Source organism: Algoriphagus hitonicola, from assembly GCF_900113375.1.
GTDB lineage: Bacteria > Bacteroidota > Bacteroidia > Cytophagales > Cyclobacteriaceae > Algoriphagus > Algoriphagus hitonicola.
The window spans coordinates 85,722-105,292 of the sequence record NZ_FOPC01000013.1 but is presented as its reverse complement, the minus strand read 5'-3'; the positions used below and the strand labels follow the sequence as shown (position 1 = coordinate 105,292).

Annotated in this window: 16 protein-coding genes; 1 reads left to right on the top strand and 15 read right to left on the bottom strand. The window is 40.7% G+C overall.

What is annotated here, in order from left to right:
* Position 1 precedes the first annotated feature (1 nt).
* The 12 genes from BM043_RS16260 to BM043_RS16205 form a co-directional block, all read right to left on the bottom strand.
* The gene (locus BM043_RS16260) at positions 2-706 is read right to left on the bottom strand and encodes a hypothetical protein (protein WP_092793588.1); all 705 of its coding nucleotides are present in this window, start codon (positions 704-706) and stop codon (positions 2-4) included.
* 19 nt (positions 707-725) lie between these two features.
* Complete coding sequence (locus tag BM043_RS16255; protein WP_092793586.1) at positions 726-3,761, bottom strand: hypothetical protein; 3,036 nt, start codon at positions 3,759-3,761, stop codon at positions 726-728.
* 15 nt (positions 3,762-3,776) lie between these two features.
* Positions 3,777-4,127, bottom strand: coding sequence for a DUF4870 domain-containing protein (locus BM043_RS16250; protein ID WP_092793584.1), 351 nt, complete (start codon positions 4,125-4,127; stop codon positions 3,777-3,779).
* 12 nt (positions 4,128-4,139) lie between these two features.
* The gene (locus BM043_RS16245; protein ID WP_143189559.1) at positions 4,140-4,748 is read right to left on the bottom strand and encodes a hypothetical protein; all 609 of its coding nucleotides are present in this window, start codon (positions 4,746-4,748) and stop codon (positions 4,140-4,142) included.
* A gap of 4 nt (positions 4,749-4,752) precedes the next feature.
* Complete coding sequence (locus BM043_RS16240) at positions 4,753-5,562, bottom strand: hypothetical protein (RefSeq protein WP_092793581.1); 810 nt, start codon at positions 5,560-5,562, stop codon at positions 4,753-4,755.
* 242 nt (positions 5,563-5,804) lie between these two features.
* Entirely contained in the window at positions 5,805-6,305 is a 501-nt protein-coding gene (locus tag BM043_RS16235) for a hypothetical protein (RefSeq protein ID WP_092793579.1), read from the bottom strand.
* Positions 6,306-6,316: 11 nt separating this feature from the next.
* Entirely contained in the window at positions 6,317-6,937 is a 621-nt protein-coding gene (locus BM043_RS16230) for a hypothetical protein (protein WP_092793578.1), read from the bottom strand.
* Positions 6,934-7,530, bottom strand: coding sequence for a hypothetical protein (locus BM043_RS16225; protein WP_143189558.1), 597 nt, complete (start codon positions 7,528-7,530; stop codon positions 6,934-6,936). The genes BM043_RS16230 and BM043_RS16225 overlap by 4 nt, the downstream gene beginning before the upstream one ends.
* Before the next feature lie 7 nt (positions 7,531-7,537).
* Entirely contained in the window at positions 7,538-8,143 is a 606-nt protein-coding gene (locus BM043_RS16220; protein ID WP_143189557.1) for a hypothetical protein, read from the bottom strand.
* Positions 8,144-8,288: 145 nt separating this feature from the next.
* On the bottom strand, positions 8,289-9,815 hold the full coding sequence (locus tag BM043_RS16215; RefSeq protein WP_092793573.1) for a histidine kinase: 1,527 nt from the start codon (positions 9,813-9,815) through the stop codon (positions 8,289-8,291).
* Between the two features lie 11 nt (positions 9,816-9,826).
* Positions 9,827-11,323: a sensor histidine kinase gene (locus tag BM043_RS16210; RefSeq protein WP_092793572.1), complete on the bottom strand. Its 1,497-nt coding sequence runs from the start codon at positions 11,321-11,323 to the stop codon at positions 9,827-9,829.
* The gene (locus BM043_RS16205) at positions 11,323-12,030 is read right to left on the bottom strand and encodes a LytR/AlgR family response regulator transcription factor (RefSeq protein WP_092793570.1); all 708 of its coding nucleotides are present in this window, start codon (positions 12,028-12,030) and stop codon (positions 11,323-11,325) included. Before BM043_RS16205 ends, BM043_RS16210 begins: the two co-directional genes overlap by 1 nt.
* A gap of 221 nt (positions 12,031-12,251) precedes the next feature.
* On the opposite strand from BM043_RS16205, the gene BM043_RS16200 reads away from it, so the two are divergent.
* The gene (locus tag BM043_RS16200) at positions 12,252-16,214 is read left to right on the top strand and encodes a response regulator (RefSeq protein WP_092793569.1); all 3,963 of its coding nucleotides are present in this window, start codon (positions 12,252-12,254) and stop codon (positions 16,212-16,214) included.
* 36 nt (positions 16,215-16,250) lie between these two features.
* On the opposite strand, the gene rfbB is transcribed toward BM043_RS16200, so the two are convergent.
* The 3 genes from rfbB to BM043_RS16185 are packed head-to-tail and all read right to left on the bottom strand — an operon-like array spanning position 16,251 to position 19,566.
* A complete protein-coding gene (rfbB, locus tag BM043_RS16195; RefSeq protein WP_092793567.1) occupies positions 16,251-17,303 on the bottom strand; it encodes a dTDP-glucose 4,6-dehydratase in 1,053 nt (350 codons plus the stop codon).
* Positions 17,296-18,360, bottom strand: coding sequence for an NAD-dependent epimerase (locus BM043_RS16190; RefSeq protein ID WP_092793566.1), 1,065 nt, complete (start codon positions 18,358-18,360; stop codon positions 17,296-17,298). The genes rfbB and BM043_RS16190 overlap by 8 nt, the downstream gene beginning before the upstream one ends.
* 39 nt (positions 18,361-18,399) lie before the next feature.
* Positions 18,400-19,566 carry a glycosyltransferase family 4 protein gene (locus tag BM043_RS16185; protein ID WP_092793564.1) on the bottom strand — a complete coding sequence of 389 codons (1,167 nt, stop codon included), beginning with the start codon at positions 19,564-19,566 and terminating at the stop codon, positions 18,400-18,402.
* Between the last annotated feature and the right edge of the window lie 5 nt (positions 19,567-19,571).

Here is a 19,571-nt window from a genome sequence, read left to right as displayed (position 1 = left end):
TTTAAAAAAACTTCCCGATCCAGCGAAACTGACTTGAGTCATCCATATTCCGAATAGTGGTTTTGGAAGGGAATGATCCCCTGATCATAGGATCAGTTTCAAACACTTCCTCGATATCGTATTGCACCCAATTAAAACCCGGCTCCAAAGTCAGTTTAAACTGATACTCTTGAAGAATATTCTCTCCCTCGTAAGGCATGGTTGCGGAGGTGGAATAATCAAGGGTGACTGGTTCTTCCACGTAAACGATATTCAAATAAGATCCGATCACCGCATTATTGTAAGCCGAATCTTCAAGCCAATTTTTTACTTCCTCACTGGTCACCGGAAATACATTTCCAGCCCAGCGGTTTTTACTGGCCATGATGGAAATATAGGGGTTTCTTAAGGCAATGACATCTGCCAACAAACCAAAATCATCTTTGGAAAATGCCCCATCAAAAGCAGTATTTAGTCCGCCAAAAAATACCGCCATATCCTCCTCAGCCATGTCTGCGGGCAATGTTGCCTGAGCCAGATCTATCGAAAAATCCCCTCCCTTGTTCACCGTTCCGATCTCAATGGGGAAATCCGCTCCCAGCGTAAACAAACCCAACTTCATTTCTGGAAGTTTATCAAATCCTTCAATAGTACCGGTGATAGCTTCCTCGTTTAGCGGAGTCATTGCCATCAGTCCAATCATTAAAATTCCAACTAGCTTTTTCATATATTTTGTAGGTTAAAGTTTATTCACATGGAAAATCATCGCTTGTCTTATCCATCATACTGATCAGTTTGGCCAATCCTCCCATGATTTTTTGAGGACGCCCGGATAGTCCGCTGTGGATATACCAAGCTGCATCACAGGCCCGCATCTGAAGGGCATTGAGTACATCTTGCTCTAGGTTTCGTGTATCCATCGTTTTGATGGCATGGGATGCAATGGCATATAATCGGATTAAGGCTACATGAAAGCCTATGAATCTGAAGCCACCCATAGATGTAAAGCTTAGAGTTCTACTGTAGGCCTTCATCACATCATTTAGGTCCTCATATTGAGTAAAAACTTTTCGCTTTCCGCCACCCGTTTGATCTGGCAAAATACCTAGTAACTCCCCTGTCTTCTTATCAATTTGCCAATAAGCCAAGGTGTCTAGCTCCTTTCCAAAAATCTTCACTTCCGAACCTGCTCGACTCCAATATTCTCTTATAAAATTGGCATAAGGTCCATCCCGAAGTTGCTCCTCAAACCAAACTTCATTTTTGGCTTCTTCGGTACTGATCAAATCAGCATTGCCCAAAAGGCTTAAGGTACTCTCTTCGAAAAATGCTCCCTCCACCAAAGCTAGATGGGCGGTCTTTTTGAGATTCAACCGAAAACTTTTCTCCAAGTCTTCTGATATCGTTACAAAATTTGCCGTCGGTAAAATATCCACCGAATCTTCGGAAAATTCTTGATTGATTCCCGTGGATCGCTTGACAATGACCATTCGAATCCCACTGGCAAAAGTCAAGGAATCCTCTCTGACTTGATCTGGCAAAGGCGCCAAAAGATGAATCATCAATGGATCGTAAATCCAGTTGGACTTTTCTACAGCTTCAATAGCTTGATCGAGATTTTCCGCTTTTATAGCTTCGATCCAAGATTGATTGCTAAGTCTAAATTCCAAAAGTTCATTCAGAGCATTCGCAAAAGTGGGGCCCTGTCCTTCCACTCCGATGATTACGGAACCAAACAGCAGATTACGAACTTCATCTGCGTGGTTTTTGCCGATTTGGCCTTCTTCCTCGACCGCCGGATCCCAACCGGCCAAGACTCGCTCTGTTGTTTGATTCCCGATTTTTATCTTCAAATAAATCCCAATGATCTTTGGACCGATTGATTGGGATTCTTCTCTATATTTAAATTGATAAATTTCACTTGCATTAACTCGATCTGAATCTAGAGAAACTTTAATTTCATTGCTTTCAGATTGAAGCGAACCATAAAAAGTAAATACATAAGGTGGCAATTCCAGCAGGGAAAGCTGCTCCAAAATCTCCTGCTGCGCGACACTTTGATCCTGAGCATTTATAATGTTGCCTTCACTGGATACGGACAGGTTTTCGAAAACCTCCCGGCTACTCGCTCGAGTCGAGTTAAATACATCCAACACGATCACCGGTGGTCCAGCTCGAAAAGCATCCAAATCTCCATCTTTCAGATCATCCTTATTATCCCCATCCGTGGCAAAAAGGATCAAGTCAAAGGAAGTTCTACTCGCTTTTCTTAGCCATTGGTATAAAGAAGAATCGGTGGCCCAACTTGTGACTGATGCTTTAGGAAAATCCTGCCGTATACCCTCCTCCAATTTTTCCAAAAAAGCTTCCATCCCTTCATTGCGATATTCCACGGGCATACTCAACGACGTATCGTAAAGGATCAACACTTTAGGAGCTGTTTCATTGGACTCCATCAAAGGATTGAGCGGAAGATCATTTTCCCAAAAAGTAAAATCAGAGGCCATCAAGCCTTCTACCAGATTTCCTTCTTGATCAGTCGGCCAAACTTCCATTTTAACCAGTGAAGGAAGTCCCGCAGTGATTTTTAACTTTAATTCCGATACATCTTTTGCCCGCGTGGATTCCTCTGTCCAATTGATCGGAAAACCGTTGACTCGGATAATCTTTGCTTTTTCATCTACCTCGATTTTCTGCCCCTCCAACGTAATGGTTTCGCCGAGTTGCGCCAAACCTTCCTTTTCTTCTTCGGAAAGATCAGGACGCTCAATACTTAAAGCAGGTGTAAAAACGCGAACTTGTTTAAAAGTAGTACTTGCTTGCTCTTCCCAGTCCAACCCATGATAAAATCCCAAATGCACCTGCCTTCCGATCAGATCTTTAGCCTCGTAATTTTTCGTCAAAAGAATTTTCTCTTCTGTTGGTTGTATATTGTCTCGATAGCTTAAGCTAAACTCGACCTGATCCAAAATATATTCCGCAGGATCAGCACTTCGGACCCTACCACCCGAATCAAAAGCTTCTCCAAATGGAACATTCGGATCAAATAGATGTGCAATAAGCGTTTTATTTTCCCATTGAAATTGGACAGCAGGACAGCGGGAATTATCCCATCTGAAGTCAAAATCATGAAACCGAATCTGTTCCTTTTCAGGAATGAGTTCCCATAGTTGATTGGCTAACTTTTCAGCCTCTTTTTCTTCCGAATTGATAAAAGTGAGCTCTTGAAGATCGGTTTCGGAAAGCTCCAGCATCTTCATCCATCGCTCATATTGACCTTCATTCAAATCTGCTAAAATTTCATTTTCTCTTGGCCTAAAAAAGAGGGAATTAACCTTTTCTTCATCAAAATCAGTTCGCTCAAAAACGACGGCTGCTTGGATTCCTGACTCTTCAAGAAGTTGTCTCAATAATTCTGCTTTTTCCCTTGGTGTAGCAAATCCATCTCTCAATACTCCTCTGACTCCCCCACGCATTGCGTTGCCCATTCCCCTCAATGAAGCTTCATTTGCAGGAATCAGAAAAATGGAGTCTCGCACAAATGCTAACATCTCCTTGGGATCCTTACTTTCCTTGACTCGCTCGTAGGCTTTGATCAGACAGTCTGGACTTGTTTGGATCAACTGCTGCATTTCCCTCCAAACCTGAAAAACACCTCCTTCCAGATTTTCGGGCTGAAGCTCAGCGTCATCACAGGAGGCCAACCAGCCCCCTGTAGATGACACTAACCCAAAAAATGCCAGTTTTTTGAAAAACTCTCTTCGATCTGAGGAATAAGACATGATTAAAAAATTAGATTAAAAGTTTTTAAACCATTCTTCAAAGCGAGCCCCCAAAATGGGTACCGGTTCCATCCGCCCATTGACCGCGTGAATCAAGCCCATCACCCACATGTAAATCATCACGATCAGACCTAGCAGGTAAATAATCCATCCTAAAATGGGGATCAAACTGATAATCACCAAGACCAAACCGACCACGACCAAGCCCAAGGATTGCTTGATGTGAAACTTGGTAAAGGGATACTTTTTCTCATTGTTCATCACAAATGCGATGATCAAACCAATCACGGTAATGTAAGCAATGATCGCCTCTGTTTTCCCCTCAGGGGCTGAAGCTACCGTTAAATTTTCTTTCGATTCTTGCATAGTTTTTTATAATTAATCCATGGTCCATCCTTCATCTCCCGGTCTCATGCGGAAAGTGAAGTCTCTGATTGTTATTTGATGTGAACCGTTAAATGTGGCCAAAGTCATAGATGCCACCTCTCCTGTCAACATATCGCCATCCGTTTGGATAGTGACCGAATTGCTGGTGTTTTCAAAACGGTAATAAGACACATAATCCCGCTCTTCGACATCATTCCAATAGCTCACGATGGCATAGCTATCGTATTGCTGCAATTGATTGATATAGGCGGTGGTATAATCATTGGATTGCGCCCATGGCTTGAGTTCAGGTGCTTTGATCGTCACCGAGAGCACATCACCTGCCCTAGGATTATCATCCGGTGGATAAAAATTCAGTGTCATCGTCCGGTCAAACTCCGTTGCGGTAACCATCAAATAAGTATCAAAATCATCGGTCAACAAAGTTTCTCCTTCAGTGCCCACATACTTGGATTCGTCGTAAACAATGTTTCCTGACACATCACCGGTGACATCCACCGAAAAATATTCATAGTCAAATGGCTCCATGTCATCATCTTTTTGACATGAAAAAGCGAGAATGCTGATCACTAAGAGTAATAGTTTGTTTTTGTAATTCATGGTTTTATCGATTAGAAATTGTGTATTCATAAGGTTCAAAAGTCACACACTCCATCGTGGCGCTTCCGTTCTTTTTACCTTTGTTTTCTTTATCCTCCATCTCCATGTACATCATCAGACTGCCTTGATGCTCTTCCACAAAGCGCTGCATCTCTGGGGGAAGATTACCCTGAGTATTTTTAAAGACATTATCAAAATTGGCCGGCATGTCAGTGGCGAAATAGACGATGAATTTGTACTGCTCATTTTCCATTTGCCTGCCTATGCAGTCATAGCCTAAAAATTCCCGATTGGGCAATTCGGTCAGCGTAAAGCTCTCATAGTCGATTTCGTACTCATCTTCAAGAGCCTCCCCGTCTTCTGCAATATCCATGGAAGTGGCAATAGGGTTGCCGTCGATGTAGTTCACGATGACTTTTCTGTCCTCATCGATGATGGAAAATAGATCCATTCCCATATCCATTTTATAACCGAGGTAGGATTCATTAGGATTGAGGAAATAGTCAAACTGCATATCACCAGCAGAAGTGGACATCTTCATCGCATACCTGTATTCGAAATAATAATTGTCGGGTAGCTCGGATGCATCTACTGACATTCCTTTACCGCCACCTTTCATCAATCCCTCCAGATTTGGATTCAGGATTTTGTCCAAGGCATTTTCTGTCATTTGACCGGCTTTGTCCGCGGTTTTATATTCGATGACTTCTTTGGTTCGCTCCTCTACTCTTTTTTTGAGATTTTTTAGAAACTGAGCCTCCGCAATCGGAATACTGCAAACCAGGGCAAGCAAGATTAAAATTGATTTTTTCATAGTCGTTTAAAATTTGATAGGATAAAGATCTCGGATGAGCTAAAAATGGGATATCAATGATGTATCAAATGATATAAAAATGGTAACATGAAGTGAAAAAGTGACTCTATTACACTGAAATGGATATTTCCCTTCGGAAAGAATGTTGTTATGTAAGCAATTCCCTGGAAAAGTATCCTGGATTAATTCAAAAAAATAGCCCGGAATTTTGTCCGGGCCATTGCAAAGTAGGTTTGTTGGATTTATTCAATTCTAAAAGAAAATTCAGCCGGAGCGATTCTTCCTCGGATTTCACCAACCGGAACCATTTCAAATTTGATCTGATAGGTGCCGGATCCTAAATTTCCATCCAGTTTATTTAAGTCTAATCTACTTCCTAAATCCGGCGCTGCAATTTTTTGCAAAGCCGGAATCAAATCAAAGGCCTCAATCGGCACATACATATCTCCGGGAAGCCATGGCCAATTGCCCCGAGAGCTGTGATGAATCGTCTTGCCGTCCTTGATCAGGGTAGTTTTCATATCAAAGAGTACGATACCTCGTTTTCCTACCTGATCAGCTTTGTAAGAGAACATGATTTTGTATTTGTTCTCTTTAAAACTTTTGAATATATCTACCGGTACTGATTCTCTAAGAACCTGACCACTGGAAAATCCCTCTACTCGGATTCTACCCTCGAGCGATTGGGCGGAAAGGGAATAAGACCCTAGAAGGAATGCGAAAATTAGAAATTGTTTTTTCATGGTTATATTAATTATGGTTGATTGAAACTTGCCTTTGATGAAAACTCCCACAGCTGGGATAAACTGATCCCAAAGCCTTTGATTTGAAATAAATACCGATTTTGATCTACAAACTCGATCTCGGCAAACTGCTGCTCTTTGTTTTCAGATTCCCTAACTCGCAGTCCATCAAGGAGATAAACCCGGGTCTCCATCCCCTCTTTATTTTCCTCGATATCTAATTTGAGGCGCTCTTGGGCGGCTTTTAATAAAATTGAACCATTTTCACCAGCCCCGTCTAAAATTTCAACTTTCACCTTTAATTCCTGAGAGTCTTGATGCTGATAATCGGCCAATACAGAAACTATTCCCGAATCTTCACGATGACCAGAAATCAATTGCGTTCGTTTATAATCCCCAACAGTCTCAGGTAGCCAGGTTTTCAATACCTCTTTAGAAATCGGCACTTTTTCCCGAAGTGGCACTTCCTGATTTAAGACGGGAACCTCTCCTGAATCCCGGCGGCTTTGGGACTCATTAATCACTTTGACCGGAGGCTCTATTCGATCCAAAAAACGCTCAGTCCGCTGACAAGCAATTGCCAGCGAACCAACAGAAAAAATGAATAGCGCTAGAATAAAATTACGTTTCATTGGGAAAGAGAGGTAGGATCTAAAATTTTTTGAAACTCCCAAAAAACCTCCGGGCCAATCTGCTGTCCCTGGAAGTTAAAGTAAAACCTATTGTCCACAGCATAATGCAAAAAAGCTTTACCATCTGCCGGAGTATGCCGTTCAAAGGCTTTGACCCCATTGTTTACAAAGACTTTGGCATAGCCGTCCAGCAAGGGCTCATCGTACTCCTCCCCAAGATTTGCCTTGATCATTCCGTTCACAGCGACCACTAGCGGACCTTTACCATCCAAAACATCAAGAGTAAATCGTTTCTGTGTATCTTCATCATGAACATATCTGACTTGTACCCGCGGAAGGTCTCCATAATCGGTAGACGGCTCTTTTTCACGTGTAAATCCCGCATGATTCATTGGCAACCAATCCAGCAGATCCGCTTTCGAAACAGGACTTGAATTAGTCGAAGAAGGATTTTCTTTGGCTGTTGATTCCGATCTTGCTTCCGCTTGGGTAGCCAATAAGGATTCATTTTTTGAATTTTCATTCCCCTCGCATGCGGTTAAACCTATAAGCATAATTCCGAGAATAAAGTATAAATAGTTGGGCGTTTTCATCGGTTGATTATTTTGGAAATTGATTGTTCTGAAGCTCATCAAAAGCCCCATATATTTCACCTGGCCCCACCTGATTTCCTAGGATTACCACGTGATAGCGTTGATTTTGAATATATTCGAGTTGAAAGTCCTTTCGGTCTTTTCTGGTTTTGCTAACGAAAAGAATTCGCTCGCCCTGATGATCTTTGATTTCGGAATGGAAGTCATATCCTGATTCGCTTCGAACAGTTTCAAGCATTTTATACACAGCATTGACATGCTGAAACTGATTGTTTCCTGCCCCATCGATTACTTCCAGACGCAATCCCGGATGTTCGCTTCCTTCTTCCTTGCTGTAAAAAGCGATAAAGCCATTCAAACCCGATTTTGGCTCTTTGGACTGCAAAGGAAACCCTTGTAGTGAAGCAGGCACCAATGCCAAGTACTCTTCCTCCGTCAAAGGCTTCTTGTCCATTAGCTTCATCAGCCAGGTTTTAGAATTCCCCTGTTCTGCACTATTTTCAGTTGAAAAATTCGCTAATTCCTCCGTACTACTTTGGGTTTTGTTTTCCTCACAAGAGAAAAAAATCAAGAAGATAAAACAGGCAAAATTAATCAGTTGGTGTGCTTTCATTGCTGTCTTCAGTTTGGTGTAAATGAGACAGCCAAGGTAATCGGCCAAAAAAAATTGGGATAAAAATCCTGTAACAAATGATCCTACTGTTGTAACATCAGGTTAAAAACAGGCCTATTTTAGCCTAAAATTTGGGAATTTAAACTTAGCGGGAGCCCTCCAAATAAAAAATCACCTCCGTTCCTGAGGGCCCCAATTGATCACCTTCATGGTCGATTATATCGAAATGATAATAAACCCGTTCATTTTGGTTAAAAAGTTCCAACCTTTCTTTGGACAAACTCATTCCGATTGATTCCTTTTTCATCGTGCGCTTGGCATTGATTTCTTGCGAAGCTTTTCGACCGATTCCATTATCCCTAATCGAAAGAAGGTGGCCCTTGTCATTCCTTTTTAACACAACTTTGATCCATTTCTCTCCTGCCCTATTCATCAATCCATGCCAGATCGCATTTTCAAAAAATGGCTGTAACAATAAAGGTGGAAGCTCGATCTCATTAAGCCGGACATCCTCAGCAACCTGCATTTTCAGCTCGATTCCATCTTCAAAGCGAATCGACTCCAAGGTCAGATAGAGCTGAGCAATCACTAATTCCTCTCCGAGTGAAATTTTCGTTTTCCGGGAGCTTTCCAGCACCAAGCGGATCAATTTGGAGAAACGATTGAGGTATAAAATCGCCCGGTCCTTATCTTTTTCAATCAGGAAAACTTTGATCGAATTGAGGGCATTGAAAATGAAATGCGGATTCATCTGACTGCGGAGTGATCGAAGATGCAATTCGGTGATTTTCCGCTCGTAATGAGCCTTGATTCTACTCATCCGTTCAGATTCCGCGTCTGATTCTAGTTCAATGATTTTTTCTTCTTTTTGGACGATTTCATGCTGTAATTGTCGATTTAACTGGGCTCGCAATTCACCATTTTCCGTAAATCGAAATAGCAGCTCATCTTGAATTTTAATTTTTTCCTCAAAATTTTCCCGTTGCTTGATGGCCAAAGCATAGGTGAAAAAAAAGTTTTCGATCAAAATCCCTACATATAAAATGTAAAAATACCGATCGGTAATGACCGTGTCTTTTTCAGCGGCAAGGAATCCAAATAAAAAAGCAGCTATTCCAATCGCTAGAAAACCATAAAGAATCGGAGCTTTTACTTTTTCGTTGGATTTGACTATCAAAAAAATGCCAATCAGCGTAAAAATTAGTGTAATCGGCATAAATACGAAAAAATAAAACTGCCTCATCAAGTCATATCCATCCCAGAAAAAAACACCCAGAAAAAAAACACCATAAACCAAAGAAATAAATACAGTGTAGCGGATATAAAATTGAATGAATCTTGGGTAATATGATTTTAACCGTAATATTTCGATCAGAAAGTATGAGAATACAATGAAGCTGATAAACTGAAGCGGGGTAATACTTAGCCTGAAAAATTCCGGAAAGGTGAAATAAATCTCCTTTAAAAAACTTTCATATGGTCTTCCGATTAAGGCTACGGCATTGACGAAAGCATAAGTACTGTAATGCAAAAAATACTTTTCTCTATTTTTTATATAGAGGATTAAATGAAAAACTGCTAGGTAAAAAAGAATAGAAATAGCCATGAGAGCCAGGCCATTTCGGTTGCTATTTTCCAAAAAATTCATCAAATGCTCCACAGATCTATCCATTTTTGACGCGTTTAAAGCCAAAAAATCACTTCAGTGCCCGTATCGTTTGGGGTGGAATGGTCCACGATCTCAAAGCGATAATTAACCGACTCATTCCGATTGAAAAGCTCGAGGCGGTCTTTGGAAAGGCTCATCCCGATGGACTCCTTTTTCATGGTTCGCCTGGAATTGATTTCTTGAGATGCCTTACGCCCAATACCATTGTCGCGGATAGAAAGCACAAGTACTCCTTTCTCCTTTTTTAGACTGACCTTGATCCATTTTTCGCCGGCCTTATTCATCAGACCATGCCAAATGGCATTTTCAAAAAAAGGCTGAAGTAGCAAAGGCGGAAGTTCAATTTCATTTAGACGGACATCCTTTTCGATTTCCATCTTCAGCTCAATTCCATCCTCAAAGCGAATCGATTCTAGCGTCTGATAGAGTTTGGCGATTTCCAGCTCCTCTCCAAGTGAGATCTTCGTTTTCCGGGAGCTTTCCAGTACCATTCGGATCAATTTGGAAAAGCGATTGAGGTACAATATTGCCCGGTCCTTGTCTTTGTCTATTAGGAAAACTTTGATCGAATTCAGGGCATTGAAAATGAAATGCGGATTCATTTGACTGCGGAGAGAACGCAGATGCAGTTCGGTGATTTCACGCTCGTAATGAGCCTTTACCCGTGCCATTCGCTCACTTTCTGCATCAGCTGCCAATGTCACGATTTGTTGTTCTTTTTGATCCAGTTCACTTTGAAGTCGCTGATTGAGCTTTTCCCTCAATTCTTCATTTTCCTTCAACTTGGCCACCAGTTTTTCCCTATAAAGGAGCTTCTCTACATAAACTTCGCGCTGCTTGACAGCCAAAGCAAAAGTAAACAGCAGGTTTTCCACCAAGACGCCGATGTAGTACACCCAAAAATTCTGATCTATCACCTCGGCAGGTTGTCCTACAGTTAAAATGGCAGAGAGGATGGCTCCCACTCCCAAAAACAAGGAACCCGTCAAAATATAACCTTTGACTTTCTCCTCGATTTTGAAAATCAAAACCGATCCGTAAATCATCACCAAAAAGTAAATGGGTAAAAAGATAAAATAAAAAAAGGTCTGAAGAATATTTAGGTCGGGCTTGAAATACTCAATAACTCCTAAAATCAAATAAATTCCCACACCGGAAATGGTGAAATAATCAAAAAACCGGACAAACTTTGGCAAGTGATTTTTCAAATGCAACACTTCTATTACGAAGTAGGAGAATAAAATATAACTCGCGAATTTTAGAGGAGAATCCAGCTGAATAAAAAAATCCGGAAAGGCAAGAAAGACATCCTGCAAAAAAACATTGTAGGGAATAGGTACCAATATCAAAACATTGGTAAAGGCATAGATGCTGTAATAAAGGTAAAAATTATCCCTGTTTTTTAAATACAAGACAAAGTGGTAAATCGACAAATAAAACAGAATAGATATGATTGAAAAGCCCAATCCGTTGTAATTACTATCCTGTAAAAAATTTATAAATCCACTCATCAGCCTTTCTTTAGTGAAGATTTTAAGGTTTCTAAAAATTCTTTTTTTCGAAGCCTCGATAGTGGCAAGCTTACCCCAGCGTCTAAAATCACATTGGAGTGGGTTTTATCCAATAGGTTGATTCGTTGGACATTCACCAAATAACTATGATGAATTCTAAAAAACAGCTGATCCGGAAGAATACTTTCCAAGTGTTTCAGATTCTTGGAAACCAATATTTTATCTCCTGATTTGGAGAAAACCCAAGAATAACTGCCCTCACTCTGACAATAGATGATTTCCCCAGGATCGATCAAATGCAATTCCTGATCGGTATTCAGGAGGACTTTCCCTGATTCTGAATTAAGTTGCTTTTTGGTTTCCAACTTACCCAGCACCCGATCCAAATCTTCCCCATCCACAGGCTTGAGCAAATAATCAAAGGCACGCTCTCGAATAGCCTGAATCGCATAGTCAGAATATGCCGTAACAAATACGACTTCAAAAGTACGAGGAGCTAATTTTTCCAAAAAACCAAATCCGTCCATTCCCGGCATCTCAATATCCAAAAACAAACAATCCACTTTTTCATCCTTCAAATGAATCAACGCCTCTTCCACCTGAGTGTACTGCGCGACTATCTCTACCCGACTTGCAAACTGCTCCAACTCATAAACTAATGACCGAATTGACTTCGATTCGTCGTCCAAAATTGCCACCCTAATCATAAAATAATGTTTTACTTTAAAGAATAAGCTAAAAACGTGTAACTAAAATACGGCTTTTTTCATTTTGGGAAAGCTAAAAAGCAAATTTTACCCAATTTTTTCCCATAAAAAGCAACAATTGTTTGGTTTTGGGCTGAATATACCCAATTACAAAAAATCTGATACATATACCTTTTGAGGTTGAGCCAATGAATATCTTCACTGATTAACTAATTAAAGAAATGATTAAGACTACTTTTTTTATCCATTTGTTTAGCCTCCATTTCATCTGGATCAATCCAGTATTTTCGCAGGAAAATATCAATTTTCACCAAATTTGGATGCCAGAAGGTCTAGCCAACAACCGAGTTTTAGACATTCAGCAGGACCGGGATGGATTTCTTTGGGTCGTTACCGAAAAAGGGCTCAATCGATACGATGGCTACGAAATCAAAACCTACCCAAAAGAATTTAACTTCCTTTTGGAACGGGATTTACTGATAAAGGGTAAAATATTAATCGATTCAAAAAATACGATTTGGACGATCCCGGCAACCCTGAATCCCGAATATTTTGACCGTGATTCAGAAAAATTCATTCCCTTGCCGGAGTTAAATTCGGTCATGGCGATGGTCGAAACGGACGCTGAAAAACTGCTATTTGGAACTTTGAGTGGGCAACTTCACGAGTGGGATCCTATTAGCAAAACAAAAAGTTTAATTCTTGCAAAGACTGATCAGGAAATTCTCAATCTGATCAAAAATCCTAGAAAATCCGATGATGTACTGGTTTTATTCCAAAATGAATTTGGAATTTTCAATACTGAAAATCAAGAATATAAATCCCTCTTCACTCTTCCTAGATCATCTGACCTCTTGTTTAGTGCTGCTGGTTTGGATGAGTTGGGTCATATTTGGATTGGAACTTTTGAGCATGGTTTGTTCCAATTTAAGTTAAATCAAGGACTGCTTCCTTTGGAAAATCCAAGTCACGAATCGAGTTCCTATTCCCCTATTTTAGATATTAAATATGATTCCGCCGGCCATATTTGGTGGGCCACTTACGGTGATGGAGTTTTTCGATATGATTTGGGAAATCAAGCCAATCAAAAATTTTTCTACCAAAAAAATAAAGTCAATTCATTGGCCAGCAATGATATTTCTAGCATCTACATGGATTACTCCGGTACGCTTTGGCTAGGAAGTCTCGGAGCTGGACTCAATTTCTATGACCCATATTTGGACAAATTCCAGGTCCTTTCCAATTCCAATGCACCGAATTCGATTACTCTGGAAAACATTCGGGCCATCTGGATAGACTCTTCCAACAAAATCTGGGCGGGAAGTGCTGGAAACGGATTGATCGTGCATGATCAAAAATCAAATCAATGGCAATCCTACACCAGCTCAAATGCTAGTCAAATCAAACTAAAAGAAAACAGAATAATCAGTTTAGCCGGAGATGAAAATGAACTCTGGATTGGATACCCGAGTGAAGGCATCAGTATTTTAGACCTGAAAACGAAGCGAATCAGACATTTTGATGAATATTCAGAGCCGGGTCTTCCCATGAGTCAGATTATAAGGATTTACAGGGATAATCAGAATCGAACTTGGCTCTGCACCCGAAACGAGGGCTTAATCCAATTTAATCCTATCGAGGGAATCAAAAGAAAATTTTCCTTTCATCCCAACCAGAATCAGTCTTTTCCTGATAACCATATCACTGATTTTATTCAAATTGGAAAAGATGATTTTCTAATCGCAACCCGATCCAAAGGGCTGTTTAAACTCAATTCTGAATCGGGCTCTTTTTACGGTATTTCACGCCGAGATACTACTCACAATTCAATGATAATAACAGTACTTTTCAAAGACAAAAACCAACGCGTGTGGGTGGGCACGGCAAATCAAGGACTAAAAATTCTGGACTTACAAACGGAGAATTGGCTCGATGATTCCAGCTTGGAAAGCTTTGAAAGCGCCCAGATTCACGGTATTCTCGACGATCAAGCCGGCAAAATATGGGTCAGTTCAGATTTGGGAATTTCCTCTTTGGAAGAGAAAAGTAGCTCCAATTTTAAAATCACCCATTACAGCAAATCGAATCATCTATCTTCTCCTTTTTATCCCAGAGCCTATTTTTCATCCCAAGCAAATGAATTGTTTTTTGGAGGATTTGACCGGATACTTCATTTTAGAGGAGAGGATATCAAATTAAATCCCATTTCTCCGAAAATATCCCTGACAAAAATCTCAAATGGAACTGTAGATTATAGCTCGGGAAAGACCAAAAAATTCAAAGCCAAGGAAAATAATTTGACGTTCTATTTCGCGAGTCTAACATTTTCTGCTCCAGAAAAAAATCAATATCAATACCGTCTGATCGGATATGATGACCACTGGAAAACCCAGCAGGGTAGCAATTGGGTTAATTATACCAACCTAGATCCAGGGAAATATGAGTTCCAAGTCAAAGGCAGCAATTATGATGGGGTTTGGAATGAAATACCCGTGACCTACACTTTCGCTATTTTACCTTCTTGGCACCAAACTCACTTAGCCAAAATTGCCTATTTCCTTATTATTATTGGTCTTTTTATCCTTATTTATCAGTACCTCAAATGGCGGTGGTCCATGACATACAAACTGGAAATCAAAAATCATGAAGCCCTTCGTCTCAAGGAAATTGACCAGTTGAAATCAGCATTTTTCAGTAATATTTCCCATGAATTACGAACTCCCCTCACCCTGATAATGGGACCCACGGAGCGTCTGATTCAGGAATGTGAAAACCCGGTACACAAATCACAGTTGAACTTGATTCATATTAATGCCAAAAAGTTGGAGGTGGTGACGGATAAAATTCTTTCCATCCGCAAAATATCAGCGGGAAAAGCCAAATTGAAAATAAGGAAGGGTAATCTGGGACTCCTGATTCAATCTGTTATCGTTAATTTTTATTACCTCAGCACAAAGAAAAATCTTACGATACAATCCAATATTCCGCTCATCACAGAGGTCTGGTTTGACTCGGATCAAATGGAGCGTATCCTAGAAAATCTCCTTCATTTTATAATAGAAGAGGCCAAACCCAAAAGTATATTGAACTTTGATGCAGCCTATAAAAATCAGCAGGTTACGCTCAATTTAAGCTTTATCGGCAACTCTCAAAATGAGATCCTGGGGGAAAAAATAAGCAAAAATGACCCCGACTCCGAAAATGATCTTTCAGATCACAGCCTCAAACTAAAACTGATCGAAAAATTAATCGATACACATCAAGGACAGTTAATTTTGAATCAGGAAAATAACGAAAGGAACAGGATCACAATTGATTTTTCACTGGATAAATATTCCTATCATCCTTCCAAGGTGGTGGATGAAGAAGAATGGGAAATGGACGGGATCAGCAGTGCTAAAGACACTACCAAACTGAGTGATCAAGCTCCCAAAATTTTGATTGTTGAGGACAATAAAAGTTTGCGAAATTTCTTGGTTCGAGAACTCAGCAATACCTATCACATCATTGAAGCAAGCGATGGCAAAGAAGGGATTTATGAAGCCTACAAGCACATTCCTGATTTGATTCTGTCAGATATCATGATGCCGGAGGTAGATGGCTTAGCCTTATGCAAAGAACTCAAAACCAATGAAAAAACATCTCATATCCCCATCATCCTCTTGACTGCCAAGATCGAAGAAGAAACCCAGTTGATGGGTTTTCAGCTAGGTGCCGATGATTATATTCAAAAGCCCTTTTCTTCCAGGCAATTAGCCCTTCGAATCGAAAAACTAATTGAGCTTAGAAACCGCCTTCGAATTCGCTACTCCCAAGGGACGTTTATTTCCCCAAAGGAAATTGCCGTTAGTTCCACCGATGAAAAATTCTTACAAAAAATTCAAGAAATCGTAGATTCAGATTTTATGGAATCAGACTTTTCAGTAGATGAATTCTGCCAAAAACTAGGTATGAGCCGGATGCAACTTCATCGAAAACTCACCGCATTGACAGGATTGTCTACCTCAGCTTTCATTCGAGATCAGAGATTGCGAAAAGCTATCCAAAAACTCGAAAAAACAGACGAAACGGTAGCTGAAATAGCCTATTCCGTGGGATTTAGTTCTCCCTCCTACTTTATCAAATGCTTCAAAGAAACCTATCAAATGACTCCTTTGGAATATCAGCAAAGTAAGGTTAACTAAAAAGCAGCTTTATTTTCCATCAAAGCAGCTTTCAATTTAATTTTCGTATAGTTCCTTGTAATAATCCTGATAGGCCCCTGAGGTGACATGATCCAGCCAGTCCTGATTTGACAAATACCAATCAATAGTCAACTCAATCCCTTCTTCAAACTGTAGGCTTGGCTCCCATCCGAGTTCCTGCTGGATTTTTGTCGCATCAATGGCATAGCGCAAATCATGTCCAGCTCGGTCTTTGACAAAGGTGATTAGCTTTTCGGAGGTTCCGGGTTCACGCCCAAGCTTCTCATCCATTTTTTTACAAAGCAATCGGACGATATCTATATTTTTCCACTCATTGAATCCGCCGATGTTGTAGGTTTCACCAGCCTTCCCTTTATGAAAAACCGTATCGATCGCCCGGGCATGATCTTTTACAAAAAGCCAATCCCGGACATTTTCACCTTTACCATAAACGGGAAGCGGCTTTCCGTTTTTGATATTGTTGATACAAAGCGGAATTAACTTCTCCGGAAAGTGATTCGGACCATAATTATTGGAGCAATTGGAGACTACGGTTTGCATTCTGTAGGTGTTGGCATAAGCACGGACAAAATGATCGGAAGCTGCTTTTGATGCCGAATAGGGTGATTGTGGATCGTAAGCCGTCGTTTCCAAAAAGAAGCCTCCATCATGAAGCGAACCATAAACCTCATCAGTGGAAACATGGTAGAATAGATGATTATTCAATTCATCCTTCCAATATTCTTTGGCAACATTCAGCAGATTTACTGTCCCAAAAACATTTGTTTTCACAAAAGCCAGCGGATCTGAGATCGATCGATCGACATGAGATTCTGCAGCCAAGTGAATGACATCAGTAATCTGATGTTTTTTAAAAACCTCCTCCAAGGCTTCCGCATCCTGAATATCCACTTTCTCAAAAGTATAATTTGGAGAATTTTCGACTTCCTTCAAATTTTCCAAATTACCAGCATAGGTTAAGGCATCCAGATTTACAATCTGATAATCAGGATACTTATTTACAAAAAGTCGGACCACATGACAGCCAATAAATCCAGCCCCACCGGTTATTAAAACATGCTTACTCATCAATTTTAACTTTATAATAATCTAAATACCAATCAGTAAATGCTTTCACCCCAGTTTCGATCGCAGTATTGGGTTTGTAATTGACATCGCGAACCAAATCTTCCACATTTGCATGGGAAGCCGGAACATCCCCCGGCTGAAGGGGCAAAAGGTTCATTTTGGCCTTTTTGCCCAAACCTTTTTCCACAGCCTTGATATAATCCATTAATAGCACAGGAGAAGAATTACCGATATTGTAGATTTTGAACGGTACTTTTCCACTTCCCGGATCGGGATTTTGTGCATCAAAATCAGGGTTGGGTCGAGCCGGTCGATCAGCCACTTTGAGCACCCCTTCGACGATATCATCGACATAAGTGAAATCCCGCTTCATCTCTCCATAATTAAACACTTGGATTGGCTCGCCTTTGATAATGGCTTCCGTAAATAAAAACAAAGCCATATCCGGTCTTCCCCATGGACCATAAACGGTGAAGAAACGTAAACCTGTCGTGGGTATTCCAAACAAATGACTGTAGGTATGCGCCATCAATTCATTGGACTTTTTGGATGCTGCATAGAGTGAGATCGGATGATCCACATTGTCGGAAGTAGAAAAAGGCATCTTTTCATTACTTCCATAAACCGAACTCGAGCTGGCATATACCAGATGTTTCACCGGGTGAAAACGGCAGGCTTCCAAAATATTCATGAAAGCAACAATATTACTTTCGATATACACCTCTGGATTGCTTAAAGAATAGCGCACTCCAGCCTGTGCCGCCAGATGGATCACCACATCGAATTTTTCCTCTTTGAAAAGTTCGAGTAATGGTTCCTTTATGGCCAAATCCATTCTTACAAAGCGGTAAGAGGGAAAAGTGGAAGACTGAACTACTTGGTTAAACTCCCGAGAATCACTTCCAATTCCCATATGTGCCAATCGGGAAAATTTCAGGTCGATATCATAGTAATCATTTACGATATCCAATCCTACTACCTCTTCTCCTCTTTCGACCAGTTTTTTGGCCACATGGAATCCAATAAAACCGGCAGTTCCGGTCACTAAATATTTCATATAGGAAAAATTCGTCTTTTTTAATCGGTCAAATATAAACTATTCATCGGTTTTGCTTGCCTTCAAAAGCTTCTCATAGGCCGAAAAAATTGATTCCTGCAGAAACTTTCGGTCATAATTAGTTTTCACTACCTGATGAAGATTATCAGCAAGGGCAATCATATGGTCTCTTTTCACAAATGCAAACTCAAGCGCTTCACGCAATACTCCTACATTTTTTACAGGAAAAATCAATCCGGTTTTTTGCTGGGCAATCAAATCGGTATTACCAATAATATCCGAGCAAATGACAGGCAACTGCATCGCTCCTGCCTCCAAAAGCACATTGGGGAATCCTTCACGATGGGACGCATGAACCAGTACATCTGCCAAAGCCATGTAATGGGCCACATGATCAGTCCAATCGATCTGAACTATTCGGGGATGATCCTGAATCGTTTGAATCGTTTCAGGATTAAGAGGATTGAGATTTTGTTCGAATTCTCCAAGCAGGATCAGCTTGGACTGATTGACAATCTTGGATCCCAAAAATGCCTCGACCAATTCTTCCACTCCCTTATCCTTGACTAACCTTCCCACGGCCAAAATCAAATACTCATCCTCACCGGGTAAAATCCGCATCGTAGCAGCCACCAAATGATTCTCTTTTAGCGCTTGCCGATTGAATTTTTCTAAATCCACACCATTGGAAGAACCCTTTGCAATAACTTTTAATTTGGATTCGGGACAGAGTTTTTGGGCTAAAACAAAATCGAGCAGGCCTTTAGAATTTGGCCAGATATGGGTGGCATTGGAATATGTCCACTTTTCAGCTTGCTCCAACAATCCCTTTTTCCGGCCATTTGCCGCCATTGCGGGAATTCCTGCAATCGTATGAATTCTTATCGGAACTCCCGCCATATTCGCAGCTATCATCCCTAGCAAACCCGCTTTGGGTGTGTGCGTATGGACGATATCCGGTTGTTCGCGTTTGAAAAGATGATAGAGCTTAACTAGAGATTTCAAGTCCTGAAATGGGGTGATTTGTCGAGTAAATGGCACTACTTCATGACGCACTTCCTCGGCCCGCTCCACAGTCTGCACTTCTCTGCCATCGGCGCTGACCATAATGACCTCCCAGCCCTTTTCTTTCAAAAAGCGCATTTGACCAGCGAGCAATAACTTTAAAGAAATAGGAACGGTGGTTATTCGGATTATTTTTGGCATCAGCA

Bases quoted from the DNA above. Each gene is read 5' to 3' on its own strand.
- BM043_RS16260 (WP_092793588.1), bottom strand. From the start codon at position 706: ATGAAAAAGCTAGTTGGAATTTTAATGATTGGACTGATGGCAATGACT.
- BM043_RS16255 (WP_092793586.1), bottom strand. From the start codon at position 3,761: ATGTCTTATTCCTCAGATCGAAGAGAGTTTTTCAAAAAACTGGCATTT.
- BM043_RS16235 (WP_092793579.1), bottom strand. From the start codon at position 6,305: ATGAAAAAACAATTTCTAATTTTCGCATTCCTTCTAGGGTCTTATTCC.
- BM043_RS16230 (WP_092793578.1), bottom strand. From the start codon at position 6,937: ATGAAACGTAATTTTATTCTAGCGCTATTCATTTTTTCTGTTGGTTCG.
- BM043_RS16225 (WP_143189558.1), bottom strand. From the start codon at position 7,530: ATGAAAACGCCCAACTATTTATACTTTATTCTCGGAATTATGCTTATA.
- rfbB (WP_092793567.1), bottom strand. From the start codon at position 17,303: ATGAGTAAGCATGTTTTAATAACCGGTGGGGCTGGATTTATTGGCTGT.
- BM043_RS16250 (WP_092793584.1), bottom strand. From the start codon at position 4,127: ATGCAAGAATCGAAAGAAAATTTAACGGTAGCTTCAGCCCCTGAGGGG.
- BM043_RS16200 (WP_092793569.1), top strand. From the start codon at position 12,252: ATGATTAAGACTACTTTTTTTATCCATTTGTTTAGCCTCCATTTCATC.
- BM043_RS16220 (WP_143189557.1), bottom strand. From the start codon at position 8,143: ATGAAAGCACACCAACTGATTAATTTTGCCTGTTTTATCTTCTTGATT.
- BM043_RS16210 (WP_092793572.1), bottom strand. From the start codon at position 11,323: ATGAGTGGATTTATAAATTTTTTACAGGATAGTAATTACAACGGATTG.
- BM043_RS16185 (WP_092793564.1), bottom strand. From the start codon at position 19,566: ATGCCAAAAATAATCCGAATAACCACCGTTCCTATTTCTTTAAAGTTA.
- BM043_RS16240 (WP_092793581.1), bottom strand. From the start codon at position 5,562: ATGAAAAAATCAATTTTAATCTTGCTTGCCCTGGTTTGCAGTATTCCG.
- BM043_RS16215 (WP_092793573.1), bottom strand. From the start codon at position 9,815: ATGGATAGATCTGTGGAGCATTTGATGAATTTTTTGGAAAATAGCAAC.
- BM043_RS16205 (WP_092793570.1), bottom strand. From the start codon at position 12,030: ATGATTAGGGTGGCAATTTTGGACGACGAATCGAAGTCAATTCGGTCA.
- BM043_RS16245 (WP_143189559.1), bottom strand. From the start codon at position 4,748: ATGAATTACAAAAACAAACTATTACTCTTAGTGATCAGCATTCTCGCT.
- BM043_RS16190 (WP_092793566.1), bottom strand. From the start codon at position 18,360: ATGAAATATTTAGTGACCGGAACTGCCGGTTTTATTGGATTCCATGTG.